This window comes from Haliea sp. (assembly GCF_040222615.1).
GTDB lineage: Bacteria > Pseudomonadota > Gammaproteobacteria > Pseudomonadales > Halieaceae > Haliea.
The window spans coordinates 1-19,976 of sequence record NZ_JAVKCQ010000027.1; the positions used below are offsets into that span (position 1 = coordinate 1).

Annotated in this window: 20 protein-coding genes; 5 read left to right on the top strand and 15 right to left on the bottom strand. The window is 66.1% G+C overall.

Features of this window, described 5'->3' with window-relative positions:
- Positions 1 to 299 (top strand): SixA phosphatase family protein (locus tag RJQ10_RS02820; protein WP_502880207.1); only part of this gene is annotated, 299 nt, incomplete at its 5' end.
- Positions 300 to 317: 18 nt separating this feature from the next.
- On the opposite strand, the gene RJQ10_RS02825 is transcribed toward RJQ10_RS02820, so the two are convergent.
- Both RJQ10_RS02825 and RJQ10_RS02830 read right to left on the bottom strand, forming a co-directional pair.
- Positions 318 to 1,289 carry a glutathione S-transferase family protein gene (locus RJQ10_RS02825; RefSeq protein ID WP_350143429.1) on the bottom strand — a complete coding sequence of 324 codons (972 nt, stop codon included), beginning with the start codon at positions 1,287 to 1,289 and terminating at the stop codon, positions 318 to 320.
- A gap of 99 nt (positions 1,290 to 1,388) precedes the next feature.
- Positions 1,389 to 2,267, bottom strand: a complete 879-nt coding sequence (locus RJQ10_RS02830; RefSeq protein ID WP_350143431.1) for a LysR family transcriptional regulator — start codon at positions 2,265 to 2,267, stop codon at positions 1,389 to 1,391.
- A 108-nt stretch (positions 2,268 to 2,375) separates the two neighbouring features.
- On the opposite strand from RJQ10_RS02830, the gene RJQ10_RS02835 reads away from it, so the two are divergent.
- From RJQ10_RS02835 to RJQ10_RS02850, 4 genes are all read left to right on the top strand, one after another.
- Positions 2,376 to 3,215 carry a pirin family protein gene (locus RJQ10_RS02835; RefSeq protein ID WP_350143433.1) on the top strand — a complete coding sequence of 280 codons (840 nt, stop codon included), beginning with the start codon at positions 2,376 to 2,378 and terminating at the stop codon, positions 3,213 to 3,215.
- A 266-nt stretch (positions 3,216 to 3,481) separates the two neighbouring features.
- Positions 3,482 to 3,607 (top strand): hypothetical protein, encoded by a 126-nt coding sequence (locus tag RJQ10_RS02840; protein WP_350143435.1) that lies wholly within the window; start codon positions 3,482 to 3,484, stop codon positions 3,605 to 3,607.
- Between the two features lie 9 nt (positions 3,608 to 3,616).
- On the top strand, positions 3,617 to 4,903 hold the full coding sequence (locus RJQ10_RS02845; protein WP_350143437.1) for a dicarboxylate/amino acid:cation symporter: 1,287 nt from the start codon (positions 3,617 to 3,619) through the stop codon (positions 4,901 to 4,903).
- A gap of 3 nt (positions 4,904 to 4,906) precedes the next feature.
- Complete coding sequence (locus RJQ10_RS02850; RefSeq protein WP_350143439.1) at positions 4,907 to 5,557, top strand: MBL fold metallo-hydrolase; 651 nt, start codon at positions 4,907 to 4,909, stop codon at positions 5,555 to 5,557.
- 177 nt (positions 5,558 to 5,734) lie between these two features.
- Here the strand turns inward: RJQ10_RS02850 and RJQ10_RS02855 are convergent, their stop codons facing one another.
- From RJQ10_RS02855 to RJQ10_RS02915, 13 genes are read right to left on the bottom strand one after another with little or no spacing between them, the layout of a single operon-like run.
- The gene (locus RJQ10_RS02855; protein WP_350143441.1) at positions 5,735 to 7,168 is read right to left on the bottom strand and encodes a M48 family metalloprotease; all 1,434 of its coding nucleotides are present in this window, start codon (positions 7,166 to 7,168) and stop codon (positions 5,735 to 5,737) included.
- Positions 7,169 to 7,177: 9 nt separating this feature from the next.
- The gene (locus RJQ10_RS02860) at positions 7,178 to 7,840 is read right to left on the bottom strand and encodes a hypothetical protein (protein WP_350143443.1); all 663 of its coding nucleotides are present in this window, start codon (positions 7,838 to 7,840) and stop codon (positions 7,178 to 7,180) included.
- Complete coding sequence (locus RJQ10_RS02865) at positions 7,837 to 8,505, bottom strand: hypothetical protein (RefSeq protein ID WP_350143445.1); 669 nt, start codon at positions 8,503 to 8,505, stop codon at positions 7,837 to 7,839. The genes RJQ10_RS02860 and RJQ10_RS02865 overlap by 4 nt, the downstream gene beginning before the upstream one ends.
- Positions 8,477 to 9,472 carry a VWA domain-containing protein gene (locus RJQ10_RS02870; RefSeq protein WP_350143447.1) on the bottom strand — a complete coding sequence of 332 codons (996 nt, stop codon included), beginning with the start codon at positions 9,470 to 9,472 and terminating at the stop codon, positions 8,477 to 8,479. Before RJQ10_RS02870 ends, RJQ10_RS02865 begins: the two co-directional genes overlap by 29 nt.
- A 9-nt stretch (positions 9,473 to 9,481) precedes the next feature.
- A complete protein-coding gene (locus tag RJQ10_RS02875) occupies positions 9,482 to 10,570 on the bottom strand; it encodes a vWA domain-containing protein (protein WP_350143449.1) in 1,089 nt (362 codons plus the stop codon).
- Between the two features lie 12 nt (positions 10,571 to 10,582).
- Positions 10,583 to 11,890 (bottom strand): hypothetical protein, encoded by a 1,308-nt coding sequence (locus tag RJQ10_RS02880; RefSeq protein WP_350143451.1) that lies wholly within the window; start codon positions 11,888 to 11,890, stop codon positions 10,583 to 10,585.
- Positions 11,850 to 12,647 (bottom strand): MotA/TolQ/ExbB proton channel family protein, encoded by a 798-nt coding sequence (locus tag RJQ10_RS02885; RefSeq protein ID WP_350143478.1) that lies wholly within the window; start codon positions 12,645 to 12,647, stop codon positions 11,850 to 11,852. Before RJQ10_RS02885 ends, RJQ10_RS02880 begins: the two co-directional genes overlap by 41 nt.
- A 9-nt stretch (positions 12,648 to 12,656) precedes the next feature.
- Complete coding sequence (locus RJQ10_RS02890; protein ID WP_350143453.1) at positions 12,657 to 12,872, bottom strand: hypothetical protein; 216 nt, start codon at positions 12,870 to 12,872, stop codon at positions 12,657 to 12,659.
- Positions 12,873 to 12,878: 6 nt separating this feature from the next.
- Complete coding sequence (locus RJQ10_RS02895) at positions 12,879 to 14,948, bottom strand: PEGA domain-containing protein (protein WP_350143455.1); 2,070 nt, start codon at positions 14,946 to 14,948, stop codon at positions 12,879 to 12,881.
- Positions 14,949 to 16,481 (bottom strand): hypothetical protein, encoded by a 1,533-nt coding sequence (locus RJQ10_RS02900; protein WP_350143457.1) that lies wholly within the window; start codon positions 16,479 to 16,481, stop codon positions 14,949 to 14,951. It abuts the gene before it with no gap.
- Positions 16,482 to 16,516: 35 nt separating this feature from the next.
- Entirely contained in the window at positions 16,517 to 17,713 is a 1,197-nt protein-coding gene (locus tag RJQ10_RS02905; RefSeq protein ID WP_350143459.1) for a hypothetical protein, read from the bottom strand.
- A complete protein-coding gene (locus RJQ10_RS02910; RefSeq protein WP_350143461.1) occupies positions 17,710 to 18,789 on the bottom strand; it encodes a hypothetical protein in 1,080 nt (359 codons plus the stop codon). The genes RJQ10_RS02905 and RJQ10_RS02910 overlap by 4 nt, the downstream gene beginning before the upstream one ends.
- A complete protein-coding gene (locus RJQ10_RS02915) occupies positions 18,773 to 19,939 on the bottom strand; it encodes an energy transducer TonB (RefSeq protein ID WP_350143463.1) in 1,167 nt (388 codons plus the stop codon). Before RJQ10_RS02915 ends, RJQ10_RS02910 begins: the two co-directional genes overlap by 17 nt.
- Positions 19,940 to 19,976 lie beyond the last annotated feature (37 nt).

Below are 19,976 nucleotides of genomic sequence, written 5' to 3' on the forward strand. Positions count from 1 at the left end.
CCGGCTGGCCGGCATTGGCGGGGCTGCCACATCGAACGCAGGAGGACCTGTACACGTTTTCGGCGCGCGATCTGCTGGCCTGGCTGGAGCGCCAAGACGACCGCGACGAGTCTCTGTTTCTGCTCGGGCACAACCCCGGGCTCACCGACCTGGTCAACCGTCTGGCACCCGGCGCAGGCCTGGTAAACCTGCCGACCGCGGGTTACGTGCAGCTGGCCCTGCCCATCGACCGCTGGCGAGAAGCCGGCGGCTGTCGCGGGGAGCTGGTGTGGCAGCTGTTCCCCCGCGACCTCCGCTAGCGGTCCAGACCCGGTGAGTCAGCCCCGCCCGTGGGGGCTGGCATAGTCGATGTCCGGTCCGGCAGGCACCACGCCGGTGGGATTGATAGTGCGGTGGGAGGCATAGTAGTGGGTCTTGATATGGTGGAAGTCCACGGTATCGGCGATTCCGGGCAGCTGGTAGATGTCGCGGATATAGCCGGGAATGTGGCGGTAGTCTTCCAGCCGCTGGCGGTTGCATTTGAAGTGCCCGTGATAGACCGCATCGAACCGGATCAGGGTGGTAAACAGGCGGATATCCGCTTCGGTCAGGGTGTTGCCTGCCAGGTAGCGCCGGTTGGCCAGGTGGGCGTCGATATGGTCCAGCTCGGCAAACAGCTCGGCGTAGGCTTCCTCGTAGGCCCGCTGGGTGGTCGCGAAGCCGGCGCGATAGACACCATTGTTCACCGCCGGGTAGATTCTTTCGTTCCAGTGCTCGATATCCGGGCGCAGCTGCTCCGGGTAGAGGTCCAGGGTGTTGCCAGTGAGTCCATCGAAGGCACTGTTGAACATGCGGATGATGTCGGCAGACTCGTTGCTGACGATGGTATCGCGTTGCCGGTCCCAGAGCACGGGGACGGTGACCCGACCGGTGTAGTCCGGGTTGGCCCGGGTGTATACCTCGTGGTGGAAACGGTGGCCGTGAACCCGGTCGCCGCTGCTGCCTTCCGCTTCATCGTAGGTCCAGCCCTGTTCCAGCATCAGCGGGCTGACCACCGAGACGTCGATCAGGTCATCCAGCCCTTTCAGGCTGCGCACGATCAGGGTGCGATGCGCCCAGGGGCAGGCGAGCGACACATACAGGTGATAGCGTCCACTCGCGGCGGCAAAGCCGCTGTCGCCGGAGGGGCCGGCGCTGCCCTCGGGCGTGACCCAATGCCGGAAGCGTGCGCTTTCGCGGACGAAGCGGCCCTGGTTGCCGTCGGTGTCGTACCAGATGTCCTGCCAATTGCCGTTAACAAGCATGCCCATGATATGTCTCCTCAACAAATGAATGAGACGGCAGTTTGAATTCGGTTTAGGAGGAATAAAATCGCATTATTTTGCAAGAAACGTTCGATTTAATCGAATTTATTGCTGTGCCCGCACAAACAGGTCCGCGAGGTGGCAGGCGGCAGGCCCCGCCTTGTCCCGATCGGCAAAGGTCAGGTAAAGCGTCGCGTAGCGCCGGGCACCGCGCTCCAGGCGCAGTTCCTGCAGGCTGCCATCGGCGAGAGCCCCGCAGACCCGGGACAGTGGCAGCCAGGCGAACCCCAGGCCGCGGCTGATCATTGCCATCGATGTGGCAACATGGCTGACCGTCCACCGCTGTTCGGCTCCGAGCCAGCCCGCGTCTGCGCGTCGCCCCTGGCCCGAGTCCCGAATCACGATCTGCCGCTCCCTCTGCAAGTCCTGCAGGGTGATCGGGCGACCCAGCTGGTGCAGAGGGTGTTCGCTGGCTGCCACCGCGACGAACTCGGTGTTCAGCACAGGTTCACCGAGGAATCCACCCGGCACCTCGCCCGCCACCAGCAGATCGACCCGGGCCGCGTGCAATAACTCGGCGCCGCCCGACAGCACAGTCTCGAACAGTTCCACCCGGGTATTGGGGAAGGTTTCGGAGAAAGTGCGCAGCACGGCTGCCAGCTGTTGGTAGGGATAGAGTTCGTCCACCGCCAGGCTGATTTCCGCCTCGGTGCCCAGGGCCAGGCTGCCGGCAATATCCTCCAGCTGGGAGGCCTGGACCAGCAGCTGGCCCGCGCGGCGCAACATCAGGGCTCCGGCTTCGGTGAGCTGCGCCTTGCGTCCGACAACCACCAGCAACGGCAGGCCCAGCTGGTCCTGCAGCTTGTGCACCGCATGATTGATGGTGGACTGGCTCTTGTGGATGGCCGCGGCGGCCTGGGCGAACCCGCCGTGCTCGACGACTGCCTGCAGCATTCGCCACTGTTCCAGGGTGGTGCGATTCATGTGTCTGCTCGTATTCTATTTAATCGAAAGGAATTGGCGAAATTATGCGATTTATTTTCCAAAAATACGAGTATATTCTGCGCGCTCATCTGCTGAGGAGAACTGATCATGACCGACCGTATTATTCAGGAAGTGCGCCGCGCCCATCCCAGCCGGGATGGCGACGGGGTTGCCATCCAGCGGATCGCCGGCATGCAGCACGCGGCCATGGATCCCATCCTGATGCTGGACGAGCTCCGGGCGGAGCGCCGCGAGGACCTGGGCGGCGGGTTCCCCCCGCACCCGCATCGGGGCATGCAGACCCTGACCTATATGAAGCGCGGCGGGATCATCCACGAAGACAGTCGCGGCAACCGTGGGGAGATTCGCGGCGGCGGCGTGCAGTGGATGTCCGCCGGCCGCGGCATCGTTCACTCGGAGATGCCTACACGGGATACCGAGGGTCTGCACGGGTTCCAGCTGTGGATCAACCTGCCCGCGGCGGAAAAGATGTCCGAGCCCCGCTATCGGGATATTCCCGGCAGCCAGCTGGCTGCTTCGCGCGGGGATGGCTACGAGGCGGTCGCCATTGGTGGCGAGTGGCAGTTGGGGGGCGAGACGCTGGTCGGCCCGCTGCATGAAATCGCGCCGCGAGCTGGTGTGCTGGATCTGCACCTGGAGCCGGAGTCCACGATCACCCTGCGGCTGCCGGCTTCTGAATCCCTGCTCGCCTACATCTATGAGGGGACGCTGAGGCATGCGGGCCAGGCGCTGGGCGAGCGCCACCTCCTGATAACCAGCCAGGGGGAGCAGTGGAGCGTGCAGTCCGGCGCGGGCGGCGCGTCCCTGCTGTTGCTGCGCGGTGAGCCCCTGCGTGAGCCTGTGGCGCAGTACGGCCCCTTCGTGATGAATACCCCGGCGGAAATTGAGCTGGCGATCAAGGATTACCAGAGCGGGCAGTTCGGCTGACCGCCAGGTCGTCCTGACCGATGTGCTGTTCCTCCTTACCCCGTCGACGGCGCGGCTGCGTTTACCGGCCGCCAATGGTAGGCTAGCGCTTTTCTTCACTGGAGACTTGCGTGATGGGGCGCCCACTGGCCGTCATCCTGGTTTTACTGCTGGCGGGGTGTGGCACGAGCCAGCCCCCGGCGCCCCCACCGCCTCCCGAACCGCAGCCGGTACCCGAGGAAAGCCCCCTGGTACTGTGCTCCTCGCCCCGGCCCCAGGTTTGCACCATGGAATACAACCCAGTCTGCGCCGAGCTCGCCGGTGGCGGGGTCAGCGTCTACTCTTCGCCCTGTAACGCCTGCGCCGACGACAGCGTCAGCGGCTATCTGCCCGGAGCCTGCGCCGATGAATGAGCGTCCAGCATGAGCCTGACCAATCGCATACTTGTCGCCATGGTGGCGGGCATCCTTCTCGGGTCCCTGTTCAACATAATGCTCGGCAGCGCCGCTCTCGGGGACAGCTATCGCATGGTGGTGAGCGACTGGCTGGTCAACGGTGTATTCGATGTCATCGGCCGTATCTTCATCGCTTCCCTCAAGCTGCTGGTGGTGCCGCTGGTGCTGGTATCGCTGATCTGCGGCTCCAGTGCTTTGGGAGACAGTGCCCGTATGGGGCCAATCGCCCTCAAGACCATTGCCTTCTACCTTGCGACAACGGGGTTGGCGATCACGGTGGCCCTGCTGGCGGCGGTGGCCATCGGCCCCGGCTCCGGAGTGGAGCTGGCAGGAGAGGCCGACTTTGTCGTTGCCCCGGCGCCGCCGCTGGCAGATGTGCTGGTGGGTATCGTGCCATCCAACCCGATCCAGGCCATGGCGGAAGGCAACATGCTGCAGATCATCGTGTTCGCTCTGCTGTTTGGTTACGCGATTTCCCATGCCGGGGAATCCGGCCGCCGGATCGCCAGTTTCTTCAGCGATACCGAAGCGGTGATCATGAAGATGGTGCTCATTCTCATGACGCTGGCGCCCTACGGGGTGTTCGCCCTGCTGGCGAAGCTGTTTGCGGAAATGGGTATCGGCGCGATCATGGACCTGGCCGCGTACTTCTTTACCGTCCTGGCGGTGCTGATCTTCCACGGCCTGGTCAACTACAGTCTGCTGCTGAAAGTACTGGCGGGGGTCTCTCCCCGAATGATGCTGAACAAGATGCGCCCGGTCTGGGCCTTCGCCTTCAGCACCGCGTCTTCTGGTGCAACCCTGCCGGTGACCATGCGCACGGTCGAACATCGCCTGGGTGTGCACAACTCCGTCGCCGGGTTCACGGTGCCGCTGGGTGCCACCATCAACATGGACGGCACTGCAATCATGCAGGGCGTGGCCACCGTGTTCATCGCCCAGGTCTACGGGGTCGAACTGTCCTTCGCGGCCTACCTCACGGTCATCCTCACCGCGACCCTGGCGTCCGTCGGCACCGCCGGTGTCCCCGGCGTCGGCCTGATCACCCTGGCACTGGTGCTGGAACAGGCGGGCCTGCCGGTGGAGGGGGTGGCTCTCATCATCGGTGTCGACCGGCTTCTGGACATGGTGCGGACCATGGTCAATGTCACCGGCGATGCCACGGCCGCGGTGATCGTCGGTCGCAGTGAAAACCAGCTCGACGAGGCCGTTTTCAACGACCCGCGAGCCGATCTGGAGTCCAATCGGGAATAGCGCATGTCCATTCAGGTTAGTATCGTGCCGGTCACGGCCTATCAGCAGAACTGTTCGATTATCAAGTGCCTGGCCAGCGGCCGCGGAGCGGTGGTCGACCCCGGCGGTGATGTCGAGCAGGTTCTCGCCGCCGCCCGCAAGATGGACGCAGTGATCGAGAAAATCCTGTTGACCCACGGTCACATGGACCACTGTGCCGCCGCCGATGTGCTGCGCCAGCGCCTGGGTGTGAAAATAGAGGGTCCGCAGAAGGCCGACGACTTCTGGATCGCGAAGCTGCCGGAGTGGTGCCAGATGTCCGGGTTTCCCCACGCCGATGCTTTCGTGCCGGACCGCTGGCTGGAGCAGGGCGATACTGTCACCGTCGGTGAGCAGGTCCTGCAGGTGTTCCACTGCCCCGGCCATACCCCCGGTCATGTGGTGTTCCTGCACGCGGAGGAGCGCATCGCCTGGGTGGGCGATGTGCTGTTCCAGGGCTCGATCGGACGCACGGATTTTCCCCGCGGGGACCACGCCCAGCTGATCAGCAGCATTCGCGAGCGCCTGTTCCCGCTGGGCGATGACATCACCTTCGTGCCGGGCCATGGGCCCACGTCCACCTTCGGCCAGGAGCGGCGGACCAATCCCTTCGTCGCGGATGCGCGGTACGGGTGACCGTTGGCCGGTCCGGACTCCCGCGCGGCGCAGGACTGACCAGGACACGCCGTAAATACATCCCTGTAGGCTCGTATCGCGCATCCATGCGCTCAACGGTCCCGGGCGGGGCCAGATGTGGCGCAGTCCATCTCTGGCAGAGCTGCTTGGCTGCGACACCTGGTTTTCACCGCTGCATCACTGGATGATCTTGATCCAGTCGCCGGTACGCGGCTCACCGCGGGGATAGAAACCGTTGAGGAGACGGAGGCGGGCCTCGGCCTCCTGGATCTGGATGCTGGCGGCGAGGCTGGCCATGGTGGCGCCGCGGGGTACCTGTATGTAGCGGATATAGCGTTGGTCCCCGGTCTGCCGCTCCTGGGGATGGAGCGGGCGAAAACTCTCGATCAGCGCCAGCAGGGCGCTGTCTGCGGCTTTGAAATTGCTCGCCTTGCCCTCGAACAGGTACTGCCAGTTGTGGTTGACGACCGCCAGGCGGCGGGCCTCGTCGCCGCTGCGGGCGATGGCGGTATAGCCTTCGAGCCCGGCCTGCTCCAGCGCAGCCCCTTCGCTCAGGCTGCCAACGGCGGCTGCAGCCAGCGCCTGCTCGGGGGTCTGGCCGGGGTCGGGGCGTTTCAGGGTCAGGGTAACGCTGGCACTGCCATCGGGGGCGCTGGCGATTATCGCCGCGCTGCTGCTCTGTACCTGCCAGCCCGGCGGATGGGCGAAGCTGAAGCCCAGTTTGCTGTGGTAATAGCGGTCATCCTCGCGCTTGGTTCGCGCGCCCCAGGGCAGGCCGTCGGTGCGGCGCTGGAATTCGCCGGGTACCGCCGGGTCTTCCAGTACCTGGCCGGTGTCGAGTTCGTTGGCGGCACCGATTACGGTCTGCAGGCGCTGGTCGTTGCGCGGGTGGGTGGCGTAGAGGCCGTGGTAGGTGCCCGAGGGCTTCCCCGCGGCCCGGGCGTTCAGGCGCGCAAACTGCTCCTGGTCCTTGAGCACCCCGATAACCCGCAGCAGCGCCTCCGGCTCATACCCCGCCAGGTGCATGTATCTGGCGCCCAAGCCGTCGGCCTCCAGCTCATGCTCGCGGCCGTAGCCCCGCACCAGCTCGGTGCCGTACATGCCGGCGGAGTCCATGATGTCGCGGCTGCCGGTCAGGACGCCGGCGGTCACGGCGAGGACCTGGGTGGTCAGGGAGCCGGCGCGCTGGCGGGCGGCGTGGCGGGCAGTGACGTGGGCGATTTCATGCCCGAGTACACCTGCCAGTTCCGCCTCCGAGCCCAGGTAGGCCAGCAGGCCGCGGTTGATGTAGACGTAGCCGCCTGGCGTTGCAAAGGCGTTGATATCGGGACTGTCGATCACCGTGAAGGTGAAGGTCATGTCGGGACGGTCGGCGCTGGCGACCAGGCGCTGGCCGACCCTGTTGACGTACTCCTGCAGCTCGGCGTCGTCGTAGACCGCACCTTCCTTGGCGATTTCCTGGTACATGTCCTCGCCAATCTTCGCTTCCTTGCCCTGGCTCATGACCACGACGCTGGCACCGCCGGTTGCGGGGTTGCTGGCGCAGCCGGACAAGCCCGACAACAGCAGGACCGAGGCAAGTGCGAGGGGCAGGGCAAGGGCGTGATTCATGGTGGTCTCCTAGTATTCCGCGGAGAGAAACTCCAGCAGCTGGTCGCCGATACTGTCGCAGGCGGTACCCTGTACCGGCGCGATGATCGGGATGGGCACCACAACTGCGGGCATATACGACTGGCCGCTGGCGGTGGTGCTGATACGCCCCACCTCGGCGCGTTTGCTGAAATCCCAGATAGTGGCTTCATAGTTGGCATCGTTGGACCAGGTGCCAAAGCCGAAGCAGCCGGCTCCGCCGGGCCCGATGCCACAGGTCATGGAGCCGGCGGAGTCGTTGCGGACGGTGCTGCCGTCTATCCAGATCATGTACCGCGTCTGCATGGTGGTGAACGCGCGCGCAACGTCCCGGTGCTCCAGCAGGCGCGCCAGGTCCGTGGGCCGCAGGGGCGCGGTGCGGGGTTCGAACCAGGGATACAGCGCGTTGAGGAACTCCTGTTCGCCGATCACGCTGATGGACTTGTCCCGGGATGAGATGTGGCTGCCCACGCAGCGGATGAATTCGGGTTCGGTTTCATAGTCGCTGGCGTGGCGGCGCCCCAGGATGACAACCGAGGCGTCGCCGATACCTGCGCCAGGTGTATTGAAGACCATCTGGTCGACGGTGGAATTGACGCATGCCGTCAGCCAGGGCAGCAGGCAGGCGGCGATGGCCAGCCGTTGCAGGCTCAAGGACGCACCCTCCTGTCGGCTGCCTCGCCGGCGCGGGGCAGGCTTGCCAGCCACTGGGCGACGTCGGGTATGGCGGTAAAGGTGCTGGCGAAATGGGCCCCGGCATCGCGCAGGGCGACGATAGCTGCCAGGCGCACCGCGCCCTCATCGCTCTGCATGAATGCCGTGGGGGTCTTGCCATAGGCGGGCATGGTCCAGTCGGCGATAGGGATGCCACCGGTGGTGACCAGCTGCAGCCGGTAGCGCATCCAGATCTCGTAGACCTTGACGTTGGTGTGGGCGGGAATGGCGTACTGCAGCTCATCCACCGCCGGCAGCAGTACCGCATCGACTACCGGATTCATCTGCCCCGGTCCCGGCTTGCCATTCATGTAGACCACGTCGCGGAACATGCCTTTGAGAAGGGTGTCCCAGAGCTGGACCTGGGCCTGGCCGGTGTTCACCAGCCAGCTGGTCTCGGCGCGACCAGCGGCTTCGTCGAAGAATTCGTGATTGGCGAATTCCTCGTCGTACCAGACGCCGATGGTCAGCGGCAGCTTGTTCATCACCGGTGGCGGGAATTCGCTCTGCACCAGGACCTGCTTGGTACCGCAGCCCGCCAGCAGCAAAACCAGCAGGGTCGCGGCCAGCCAGCGATCAGGGCCGATAGTCATTGAGCCCGACAAAGGTGCCTCCATTGCGATAGGTCATTTCTCTCATCAGGGCCGCGAAACGGTGCGCCGTATTCTGCTGTGCGGGGGCCTGTGAATAAAGTACGGGGAATCCCACCGCGTGGATGCGTATCAGGCGCTGGTCGCCCCGGTCCCGGTTCAGTCGGTCCACGGTATCCAGGACCTGGCTGATGGAGTTGCCGGTGAAGTCGTCGCCAAACACGTAGATACTGATTCGTTTCTGGCCATCGTAGAAGCTGCGGATTGCCTGGGTGATGCCCTCCACCGGGCTGGAGTTGCTGAACACGTTCCAGTTGCGCAGGTTCTGGATGATCGCAGTGCGGCGCGCGGGGGTGTCCGGGATCCACTGACCCCGGTAGCGACCGAACATGTAATCGCCCATATCGTTCATCACCTGGATACCCTTCACTTCGGGGTAGATGCTCAGGACGGACTCAAGTTCCCGCAGAACCCTCTCCCAAGCGTAGTAGAACATGGAGCCTGAGGTGTCGATCACAAAAATAATGTACTCGCTGTCGACCGGGATACCACCAATATAGTTGTTTTTGACCTGCCTTTGTCGCGCCTGCAGGCGCTTTTGTTCCTCGCTGAGCGACAGGCGCGCGAGCGCCCGCTGCTCGGAGATAATGTCATTGGTATTGCTGCTGACCTGGATGCTGTCGCGGCGGGAGCGCGTTGCTGCCAGCTGTGCCTGCAGGATGGCGATGCGCTCGGTGTACTCGGAAAGCTGCTCCTGGCGGGCGTTGAGGTCGCGGTTGAGGATGTGGGTTTCGCCGCGAATTTCGAATACCTGGGCCTGGAGGTCCGCCACCTTGCCCTGCAGGTTGACGGTTGAGGCTTCGATAATCTGTGGCTGTACGGTCTTGGTGATCATCAGCAGCAGGATGATCGCGCCGAAACCACAGCAGATCACGTCCAGGAAGGACAGGGAAAACTCCTCGGTGCCACGACGTTTGCGCATCTGCGTCTCCTACGGCCAGTCGCGGGAGGGCGTCATGAAGCTGCCCCGGGTGGCCTGGGCCAATTGCCAGAAGGCGGAGGCGGCCATGGGGTCGCCTTCCATTGGCCCGAGGATTATGTTCACCGGGACGTTGCGCGGCAAGCGGCGGACAGCTTGCTGGTACAGGTCAATCCGCTGCTTGCCGTTCACCGTGCTGCCCCGGGGCGGGCTGGTGCCCTGGGTGGGGAGGCCATCGGTAATCAGGAAAATGTTGTCCGGCGCCGGGCTGAGCTGGTTCAGGGCCAGGAAGGCATTTTCCAGGCTGGTGCCGCCCTGGGGCAGGAGTTCCCGCAGCGCCTTGCTGACGGACTCCAGCTGCGGCTGGTTGGCGACTTCCAGCCACTTGCCCGCGGTGCCCGCCAGGGCCGGCCTGGCCTCGGTGTTGAAAGTGATGACCTGGTACTTGGCGCCCACCGGCAGCTGCGCCGTCAACCAGTCCACGGTGTTCAGGGCCCGGCTCCATTTCTCGGCGCTGCGTTGAACCTCCGGCCCCATGTTGCGCAGGCGGATGATGTTGACCAGGCGGTCCGAGAGCATGCTGGCGGAAGCATCGAACAGGATGACGATATGGCGCCCGCCCAGGTTCAGGCCGGTCAGGTACTGGCGGTTGCCGTCGCCGGTAAACGAGCGTGCGCTGCGCCCCGTGGTGTCCTCGGCGGACTCCCGCAGGCGCTTCACTTCCTCCTCCAGGGACTGGATGTCGGCTTTCAGGCGCTCCAGGTCTGTGCTGTCGCTGGTATCCTGCCGCAGGGCCGCGATCAGCGCTTCGTACTCGCTGATCTGCTCCGTCACCCGCGTCGCCCGACCCTGGGCCTCGACGATTTGCAGATCGACATCGGCCAGGGCATTGCGCAGCCGTACCAGCCCCGCTTCGCCGTCGGTGATGTCCTCTTCCAGCAGGTTGACCTCGGAGAGCAGGTCCTGGTTCAGCTCCCGGGACTGGACCTCGATGGAGTGGTCAATGATCAGGAACACCAGCACCACTGCACCGAAGCCGCAGGACATGATGTCCAGGAAGCTCAGGTTGAAGGTGGTGAATCCGCGCTTGCGCCTGGCCATGGTTGACTCTGCCTAGGCGCTGACGGTGATCAGCTGGGCATCCGTGCCGTCCGCCAGGCGCAGGCGGTCGCCGCTGGCAACCGGCATGCTGTCCTCCCCGGGCTGGCCGTTGTGCTCCAGGGCGCCCGCACCGCGGGCGGCATGCAGCCGCCAGACGTCATTGTCCCCGCGCAGCAGCGACCAGCCGTCTCCCAGGGAAGTGCCCGCTGTCTGCAGTGGGCGGGCCCGGCTGCCCTGTAGCAGGTGGGTGGGTTGCGGGGGGACAGGTTGCGCTGCGGTGGTCACCGCGGCGGCTGGCGCGCTGTCTCCGGAGCGCTCGCCCAGCTGCGGCAGGCTGGCGACAAAAACCAGCGACTCCGCACGCTGCACCAGCTGGCTCTCGTGCGCCGCCAGCGCACGCGGCAGGTCGGCGGCCTGCAGCAGGGTTCCCGCCAGGCGTTCCTGCAGGCCGGGAAGCAGCGCCGCGAGCGGGTCCAGCAGCAGGGTGGTACCGGGCTCCCCGCGGGCGCTGCTGACGCTGCTGACGAGGGTTTCACTGGCGGCGCGCAGGTCGCTCCTGGCGATGCGGGCGTGGTAGCCGTTGACGGTCAGGCTGGTCTCGTTGCTTTGCTGCAATTGTTGCAGCGCCGCCGGCAGGGCGTCGTAGAGTTGTTGCTCGGTCTCCGCCCGGCGCCGGGGATCAAACCGGGTCTGCCGGATAAAGGCGCTGGCAGCGGCTTCTACCACCCGTTCCTGCAGTTGCAGCAGGCCACTACCGGGCAGGGCAGTCGCCCGCTGGAAGGTCACGCTGCCGTGCTCCGCCCGCAGTTCACTGAGCAGGGCCTGATGGAGCTGGATTTCGAGGTGGAACAGGGGGCCGTCGGCGGCGTACAGGCTGGCCAGGGCGACGCTGCGATTGACCAGTCCAACGGCGTCGAAGGGGCACTGCTGGATAATCCCCAGCAGCAGGGCCAGCTGCTCCTTGTGCATGCTGCCGGGTGCCGCCAGCACCAGTTCCGCCGGACTGCCGGCTTCGCGGTGCAGGGCGCGCAGGTGGGCGTGGACCAGGTCGGCGCTGTGGCGTGCGGGCCCCAGGGCCGGCTGCAGGGGGTCCGTGCTCAGCTGCCACCAGTGGCGGGTAGACACTTCCCGCGGACGCAGGCGAGCCGCGGCCCGGGCGGTGTTGCCAAAGCGGTACTGGCCGTCTTCAAGCAGGGCGTAGCCGGGGCTTTGCAGGCGTTTGTCCCCGTGCCACAGCTGCAGGTTGCTGTCGTTGATGTCCAGGCAGGCAATGGTCATGTCAGTGCGCCACCAGGTGCCGCAGCAGGCGCTTGTCGGCATAGCGCTGGCAATCCAGCACCAGTTTCTCCTGGGACTGCTGCAGCTGGTGCAGGCAGAACATGATGATGATACTCAGGACGAGGGCCACGAAGGTGCTGTTGAAAGCCACGCCCAGGCTGACCGTAACGCCCGAGATATCGCCCTCCACGGCCTTGTAGGCCTGGGCCAGGGCGTCGCCTATCCCGCGCACGGTGCCGATAAAGCCGATGGATGGAATGGCCCAGGCGATATACCGGACCATGGACAGTTCCGAGTCCAGCCGATCGGACTCCACTTCGCACTGTTCCTTGATGGTGTCGGACACCGCCTGGATACTGCCGGTAGTGGCGAAACGCTGCAGTGCCGTGAGCAGGGTGCGCGGCAGCAGATAATCCTGTTCCTGTACCGGCAGGGCTTCCAGCGAGCGACTGTACTCGCGCGCATCTTCCGGCAGCAGGGTGGTTCCCTCGGGAATGTCCAGCAGTCTCCGCTCCAGCAGCGCCTGCTCGCGCAGGGCGCCGCGGCCCTTGTAGGCCATGATGGCCAGGGCCCAGAGCAGCAGGATGAAGCAGGCCTCCTGCTCGAAATCGCGGATCACCACCGAGATGGTGCGCTTGGGCACGAAGTCTTCCCCCGCCGCCTGCAGCGTCATCTGCTCCCGCAACTGGGCGTCGGCGCTGGGTCGGATCACGCCGACGTACAGCGCATGCACGACGATAATCGCGATCAGCAGGGCAAACAGCTGGTAGGTAAATTCCGGGGATAATTTTGTTTTCATCATGGGATCCTAGATATCCACGGGAAAAGAGACCGGGAGATCCTCGGAAATCTGCTCCGAGGCCTCGTACTCGAAAGGTGAACCGGCCGCTCGCGCCGGCGCGGGCGCCGTGTCTTCCGGCTCGGGCTCGGGTTCCTCAACCCCGGCCTCCTGGGCGGCCAGGGGCAGGGCCAGCACCAGGGTGGCGAGCAGGGCCAGTGGCAACCGGCGGCGTGGGCTCAGCATGGGCACTTACTCCGCATAGCGTGCGATCCGGAATCCTACGTCATCGCGTCCGGCTTGCCCATAATCGCGATAGGACAGGCGAAGCTCCGACAGCCGGCCCAGCGCCCAGCTGGCGCCGCGGATGACGTAGTTGTCGCCACTCTGGGGGCCTGTGGGATCGGTTTCCGCCGCGGCATTGGCCGGCGGGATCTGGTAGACGTCGTGCACCCATTCGGCGACATTGCCGCCCATGTCGAACAGGCCGCGATGATTGGGCGGAAAGCTGCCAACCGTGGCGCTGACCACCTGGCCGTCGTTGTAGCCGCTGATGGTGCGCCCGGTGACATAGGCGGAGCTGCTGTCGGCGTAATTTTCCACCGCGGTGGTGGGCGGGAAGGTGTCCCCCCAGGGGTAGGTCAGCTGGCGCTCGCCATCGACCCGCGCCGCCCAGGACCACTCCGCCTCGGTGGGCAGGCGATAGCCGGTGGATTCTGTCTCGAACCCGGTGACGATCCCCTGCGCCTCGGTGTAGAAGGGGTCCAGCCCCTCGCGCCGGCTGAGCCAGTTGCAGAATTGGGCGGCCTGCTGCCAGCTGACCTGGGCCACCGGTTGGTGCTCCCGGTTCAGGCTGTTGCCCTGGATCTGGCCGGAATTGTGGCTGGCCAGGAACTGTCGGAACTGGGCGTTGCTGACCTCGGTGGTCTGCAGGTAGAACATGCGCCGCAGGTTCACCGGCCGCAGGACTTCGTTGGCGCGGCGTCCGGGCTCGCGCCGGGAGGCGCCCATGGTGAACTCGGAGGGGCCGGACTCGCCGGGTATGAACAGGCGCAGGGTCTGGCCGAGGGCGGTGGTGACTTCGGGCTGCAGGCGGCTGAGCTTGGCCTCCTGTTCAGTTTGCAGGGCGACCTCGATACGCTGCTCCAGACCGGGCCTCGGGGTCAGGCGCTGGCTGTTGCTGCGGTAGCCAGCGAGGCTGACCTCCACCCGGTGCTCCACCGCCGGCAGGGACAGGGACTGGCTGCCGCGTCCCAGCAGGCGGCCGTTGACTCGCACCTCCGCTTCCGGCGGGCTGACCCGCAGGTCAATGGTGCCGAGCTCGGCAGCGAGGGTAATCGATTTGCTGTCCCTGGCGCCGGCCTGTAGCTGCACAGTTGCACTGTGGCGTCGGTAGCCCGGGCGGGTGAGCATCAGGCGCTGGGCGCGGCCGGGTTCCAGGCTGAGGCTCAGGGGAGTCCTGCCCTGGAATTCGCCATCCAGGGTGACATTGGCGCCGCTGGGAGAGCTGGTGAGCTCCAGAATCCCCGCAGCGGGCAGCAACTGCACCGTGTCCAGCGCCCTGTCCTCGCTGGCGGTGACAGTCAGCTCCCCCTGCCAGGTGGCGAAGCCGGGCAGGCGCAACAGCAACTGGCGCTCTCCCTGCAGCAGTTCCAGCGTCGCCGGGGTGATGCCGGCGGGTTCGCCGTCGACCACCACTTCGGCGCCGGCGGGCTCGCTGTCGATAGCAACGGAGGCCCACGCGGGCGCCAGTACCTGTTCGACAGTTTCGGCCCGGTCCCTGCCGGTCACCGTCAGCGTTGTGGCCAGTGGCAGGTAGCGTGGATGGCGGAAATCAAGCTGGTACTCGCCCGCGGCCAGCTCCAGCGCTTCCAGGGGAGCGTCGCCGAGGTGCTCTCCGTCCAGGCTGACAGCCGCCCCGGGGGGCTGTGAATGGATGCTGACACGCCCGGGCCGCGGCTGCAGGCTGAAGGTGAAGCGCTGGCTGTCCGCATCGGTCACGGTCAGTCTGGTGGCGAGAGGCTCATAACCGGCTGCGGTGATGGCAAGCTTGTACTCCCCCGGGCGCAGCAGATAGCGCCCGCCGAAAGGCAGGTGCCAGCCGCTGAGACTGACTTCGGCGGGGGCTGTGGATTCGACGCTGATTTCCACCGAGCGCGCGCTGAACAGGAACAGCATGGCCAGCGCGAACAGCAGTACGGCGCCGGGGACCAGCCAGCGGCGCCAGTTGGGTCCCGCCCCCGGCGGCGGTGCGGCACTGCTGTCCAGAGGCTCGAAGGCGCTGGGAGTGATGGCATCGCTGCGGGTTCCTGGCGCTGTCATCTAGATGGGTTCCGTGCAGGCGATGAACACCGGTGGCGGCGATTCGTCGTGGCGGATGGTGAAGGTTTGGCGTACATCCCGGTAGCCGTCGCGGCTGCCGACCGCGGTGTAGGTGCCGGGGCGCAGCTCCATGCTGCGCTCGGCAAACTGGCCGAGACGGGCCACGCGCTGTAGCAGTACCTCGGTTTGCTGGTCGGAACGCAGGGTTACCGCCACTGGCGTTGTGGCCTGCTGCAGGCGCTGCTCCAGCTCGTTCAACTGCCGGGTCAGCACGGGGCCCCGGGATGGCAGCGTCCGAGCCTGTTGCAGCACCCGTTCCAGGCTCGCCGCCACGGCGGGGTCAGACAGCCGCTCGGGAGACTCCAGCGCTTCCCGCAGCTGGCGGTCCAGGCGCGCCCTGGGCTCCGCCCGGGCCAGGCCCTCCTGGGCAAAAACAACGGTGGCGTCCAGTTTTAATGCGGACCGGTAGCGGGCAATCGCATCCTCCCAGGCTTCGCTGTCTTCAAGGCTCCTACCCTCCCCTCGGAGGCTGGCCAGGCGGGCGGCGGTTTCGGCGCTCTGCAGCTCGGCCAGTGCACTGTCGACTTCGGCGCTGTTCGCCTGCAGTTTGCCGGCGCGCTGGAAGGCCGCGCGGGCCTCGGCAAATCGGCCCCGGTCAAGATCCTCGTAGCCATCGCTCATCGCGCGGTGAAACTGTTGCTGGCGGTGAAGTTCGGTAACGCGAGCCAGCTGTTCCCCGGCACGCCTGCTGTCCGGGTCGAGGCCGGTGGCGTCCTTGAGTTGCTGCTCTGCTCCGGCCAGGTCACCGGCGGCTTCCGCAGCCGCAGCCGCAGTCAGCAGCGCCTGCAGGGCCTCCATGGATTCTGCCCTGACAGCCAGCGCCGCGAGTTCGGCACTGTCGGGTTCCAGCAGCGACAACTGCTCCAGTGCCTCATCGAGGGCTGCCCGGTCTCCGGACGCCAGTGCTGTCTCCGCGCGCTGCACCGTTGCTTCAATGATGGCAGGTATTGCAGCTTCCAGGGCCTGCAGCTGGGCCAGGCTGTCTTCGTACTGCTCCCGGGCCGGGGTGAACTCTCGCGCCTGGTAATGGGCGTCACCGCGGCCGGCTGCCGCGGTGGCGGCGACAAGTGCTTCCGCGGCCCAAGTGGCGGCACCGCGCTCCTCCAGCGCGAACTGCAGCGGCAGCAACTGTTCCAGGACATCCTGGGCCTCTTTTCGCAGCCGGGCCTGCTGGGCATCGGACCACGGACTGGCGGCGGGCCCCTGCTGGGGTTCCCGCGGTGCCTGGGGATTCGGGGGGTCGACCGCATCGCTGTTGGCAGCGGGCGTTGCCAGCTGCGCGGTTACCGGAGCCTGCAGCTGGTCCGGCAGCCAGAAAACCACCACCAGCGCCAGCGCCAGCAACAGCAGCAGGGCGGGCACGATCCAGCGCTGACTGCCGGTGGCGTGGACGGGGCTCCCGGAAGCGGGACCAGTCGGCGGCTCCGCAACGGCGAAGGGTGTTGGTTTGACGAGCTCGTTGGTGCTGGACATGCAGTCTTGGGGGCCTTGCTGCTGGGGTGCAGGAGTCAGGGAGTAATAGTGGCGTCAGGAAGGTCCAGCATACCAACTTCCGCCCGATAGATATCGGCCAGTAGCTCTCGCCATTGTTCATATTGCTCCTCGACGTTGCCGCTGAGCATGACGGTGCGGTCCTCCAGTTCGATGACCTGGGGAGTAATCTCGGCTTCCAGGGACATGCCGAGCTCTTCCAGGGCGGCCACGTGGATCTGGGCCTCGGCGCGCTTGTCCAGACCGCTCTTGAGCATGTAGCCGCCGCCGATGATGGCGACGTTCCCCGCGGCCCTGGCGGAGCCGTCGCTGCTGCTGGCGGCGTAGATGCCGGCCAGGATGGCGGCCCCGCCGGCCAGCAGGCGCCGCCGGCTCTCGGCCCGGAGCTCCTGCAGGGCGACGGCCTCCTCGTAGCTCATCTTGCGCCACTCCTGATAGGGACCCTGCATTTCGCCGCTGAAATGGCCGTAGTGATCCTGCAGTGTGTCGACAAACAGCTGGTCGCGCTCGCGGATACTGCGGATGCGCTCAAGCATCGGGTCCTCGGTCGCGGGCAGGCGCTTGACGACCAGAGTGCCCTTGCGGTTCTGCTGCAGATAGCCGTCAAAGGCATCGGGGGAAAAGCTGCGGGCGAACAGCAGTTCGGTCACCAGCCGGATATCCTCCCGCTCCGCGGCTTTCAGGCGTTGCTGCTGGCGCAGGAGGTCGTTGGCGATCATATGGTAGATGGCCTGGAAAGGGTCGTAGCTGCTGCGCGTGGTGCTGTCGTAGGCATAGCGGCTGGCGTGGGCGGAGTAGTCCTGGTCCAGCCACTGCTGACCCCGGGCGTCCCGGGCGTTGATGTGCAGCTCCAGCTCTTCGCCATCGGACTTGATGATGGTGCCCTGTACCAGCAGGTCGACCAGCTGGCGATCGCTGGGAATGACCCGCACCGCGCCCCAGCCGCCGCTGTTCTGCATCGCCTCAGCCAGCAGCCGGGGCATGAAGCGCGCCTCCGCCTTGCGGACTTCCGGGTAGATCTGCTGGTCTTCGTCATAATCGTCCAGGCCCGGATCGAAAACCACCACGCCAACATCGAGCAACAGTTCCTCGGACAGGGACTCAGCCGGCCGCTCCAGCGCCGGAATCGCAGTGGTCTTGACGGTCTGGCTGACACAGGCCGGCAGCAGCAATACCAGCAGCAGCGCCGCGCCCAGGCGGAAACATGCCGTCATGGCTTGATTCCCTTGTATTTCCTGTACTCGTCCCAAAGCTTTTCCCGCACTGCCGGGTCGGGTTCACGCATGGCGGCCTCACGCAGCTGGCGGGCCACTACGTCATCGTCATTGCCGGTGGGGATATCGGCGGGCGGCGGGTACTTGGCGGGGTTGGCCGGCGGGGGGCCGCCCGGGGAGCTGACACCACCCGCGCCACCGCCGCCGTAGCCTCCGGTTGCGGCCACTTCGCCGCCGTAGGGACCAGCCCGGTCGCTGCCACCGTTGCCGGCCGCTTCCGTTTCCTGTTCGGCTGGCTCGGCGCTGCTGCGACTGGCGCTGCGCTGGCGCGTTTGCTCTTCCAGGATCATGGTGTCGAAGTCACCACTGCTTGATTCCAGGCGCGCGTCCAGTACGGCCACCTGCTCGGCGGGTGTCATAGGCCCGGTGCCCGTGCCCCCGGCCGTGCCGGGCATGTTGCCCGCGCCCTGGTCAGCGCCCGCGGTGCCGCTGTCCGCACCGTCACTGGTTCCCTCGTTGCCGCCACCCTGGGCGGCGCCACCGGCGGCAGCCCCCATGGCCGCCTCCAGCGCCGCCAGCACGCTGTCGTCCATGGTCGGGGTGTCGCGCATGTCGGGCAGGGCGTCTGTGCCCCCACTGGCGCCGTCGCCAAACCCGGGTTCTGCCCCTGCCTGTCCACTGGCCGCGGCCTCAGTGCCGCCATCGCCAGCCGCCCCGTCGGCACCGCCCCGCTCGCCGCTGGCAATGTCGCCCTGACTGCTGCCCCCCGCGGTTTGTCCAGCGCCCGCAGACTGGTCCGTGCCCGGGCTGGACGCTGTGGCGCCGCCGGCAGGGGACGAGCTGCCCGCTGTCGAGGGCGAGCTGCTCTGCGATCCAGAGCTGCTGTCACTGCTGGAGGATGCCGATGGTGGAGCACTGGCGGACGGCACCGAGGGCGCCGAGGGTGTCGGGGGCTGGGATTGGGGCTGGGTAGGGTTGCTGGCACTGGGGCAGCCCGCCAACAGCAGGCACAGGCCCGCCGCGGCCGCGCTGCGCAGGCCGAGCTGGAATCTGCTGCTGTCAAAGTTTGCTGTCATAGGCCACTGTCAGGTTATCGGTAGCTACCGGCTTGCCGGTTTCAAGGTCAAAGCGGGGCCGGAAGAGTGCCCGGCGCAACTTGCGCATCAACCGGTTGGCAAACCCATTGGCCTCACTGTTGTCATCAATGCGGTTCAGGTGCGCTACCTTGCCCTCAGCGGTCACCGCAAACTCGAGCAGTATATCGCCACTCTCGCCGTCTGGCAGCAGTCCCTGCTCGCCCAGGCCCGTTACAGCAGGAAGGGCTACCGGGTCTGCGAACAGCTCCCGCGCTACGGGTTGGGCATCTGCATTGGCGGCAAGTTCCCCGATCGCTTCCTGATATGCCGCCACCGCCTCCTCCCGTTCGCCATGCCACAGCATCCAGTCGCCGAGCATGGTCAGGGCCCGCGCCGGGCCAGCGGGGTCGCTGTCGCTGTGAATGCGCTGCAGGTCGTAGATCGCCCGGAGCACCGCCAGGCCCTTTTTGTAGTTGTCCTTGCGGTAACTGCCGGCGTGGGGCAGGGAAGTGCGTTGGGCAAAGCTGTGGTTGCTGCTGGCCCCCGGGCTTTCCTGCCATTGCAGGTCGGAAATCAGGTACTGGGCCTGGAGCATGCCCTCCAGTGGTGGCAACAGCCCGAGGGATCTTTCCCCCTCCACCTCGAGAATGTCGTTCAGGGCCAGGCGATTGAACTCCCACATCTGCAGCAGGCGCTGCCCTGGCTCCTCATCCAGGCCGAGCAGGTAGGCCTGGCGCTGCCAGTCGGCCTGCTGCAGCAGCGCCGGTGCACGCTGCCGGGGGTCTGCCAGGGCTCGCTCCTGAACCCGGAACAGATAGCGCTGGCGGTCATCGACGGCGCGGTAGTCGGCGAGGGCATGCAGGCTCCTGATCTCGGATTCGAGCAGTGGCAGCTGCTCGGTGCTGTAGAGGCCGTTGCTGACCCGCGCCAGGTGGGTGCCGCGCTTGAACACCGCGGCAGCCTCCCCGTGGCGGCCCTCCTCTTGCAGCGCCAGGCCGAGACTCAGCAGGCGCTCAGGCAGCACGGGGCTGTAGGCGCCATGCTCACTCTCCAGCAGGGCTATGTCTTCGAGGTGCTGCTGCCCGGCCACAAGGGGACCGGCCAGCAGCGAGCCAGTAATCAGCAGGGCCTGTAGTCGCAGTGTTATCATGGCGTTTGTCACCCTCGCGAACGCGTTTGCGAGTAAC

Excerpts from the sequence above, each read along its gene's own strand:
- RJQ10_RS02825 (WP_350143429.1), bottom strand. The coding sequence starts at position 1,289 with ATGGGCATGCTTGTTAACGGCAATTGGCAGGACATCTGGTACGACACC.
- RJQ10_RS02830 (WP_350143431.1), bottom strand. The coding sequence starts at position 2,267 with ATGAATCGCACCACCCTGGAACAGTGGCGAATGCTGCAGGCAGTCGTC.
- RJQ10_RS02835 (WP_350143433.1), top strand. The coding sequence starts at position 2,376 with ATGACCGACCGTATTATTCAGGAAGTGCGCCGCGCCCATCCCAGCCGG.
- RJQ10_RS02840 (WP_350143435.1), top strand. The coding sequence starts at position 3,482 with ATGGAATACAACCCAGTCTGCGCCGAGCTCGCCGGTGGCGGGGTCAGC.
- RJQ10_RS02845 (WP_350143437.1), top strand. The coding sequence starts at position 3,617 with ATGAGCCTGACCAATCGCATACTTGTCGCCATGGTGGCGGGCATCCTT.
- RJQ10_RS02850 (WP_350143439.1), top strand. The coding sequence starts at position 4,907 with ATGTCCATTCAGGTTAGTATCGTGCCGGTCACGGCCTATCAGCAGAAC.
- RJQ10_RS02855 (WP_350143441.1), bottom strand. The coding sequence starts at position 7,168 with ATGAATCACGCCCTTGCCCTGCCCCTCGCACTTGCCTCGGTCCTGCTG.
- RJQ10_RS02870 (WP_350143447.1), bottom strand. The coding sequence starts at position 9,472 with ATGCGCAAACGTCGTGGCACCGAGGAGTTTTCCCTGTCCTTCCTGGAC.
- RJQ10_RS02875 (WP_350143449.1), bottom strand. The coding sequence starts at position 10,570 with ATGGCCAGGCGCAAGCGCGGATTCACCACCTTCAACCTGAGCTTCCTG.
- RJQ10_RS02880 (WP_350143451.1), bottom strand. The coding sequence starts at position 11,890 with ATGCCGACAAGCGCCTGCTGCGGCACCTGGTGGCGCACTGACATGACC.
- RJQ10_RS02885 (WP_350143478.1), bottom strand. The coding sequence starts at position 12,647 with ATGAAAACAAAATTATCCCCGGAATTTACCTACCAGCTGTTTGCCCTG.
- RJQ10_RS02890 (WP_350143453.1), bottom strand. The coding sequence starts at position 12,872 with ATGCTGAGCCCACGCCGCCGGTTGCCACTGGCCCTGCTCGCCACCCTG.
- RJQ10_RS02895 (WP_350143455.1), bottom strand. The coding sequence starts at position 14,948 with ATGACAGCGCCAGGAACCCGCAGCGATGCCATCACTCCCAGCGCCTTC.
- RJQ10_RS02900 (WP_350143457.1), bottom strand. The coding sequence starts at position 16,481 with ATGTCCAGCACCAACGAGCTCGTCAAACCAACACCCTTCGCCGTTGCG.
- RJQ10_RS02905 (WP_350143459.1), bottom strand. The coding sequence starts at position 17,713 with ATGACGGCATGTTTCCGCCTGGGCGCGGCGCTGCTGCTGGTATTGCTG.
- RJQ10_RS02910 (WP_350143461.1), bottom strand. The coding sequence starts at position 18,789 with ATGACAGCAAACTTTGACAGCAGCAGATTCCAGCTCGGCCTGCGCAGC.
- RJQ10_RS02915 (WP_350143463.1), bottom strand. The coding sequence starts at position 19,939 with ATGATAACACTGCGACTACAGGCCCTGCTGATTACTGGCTCGCTGCTG.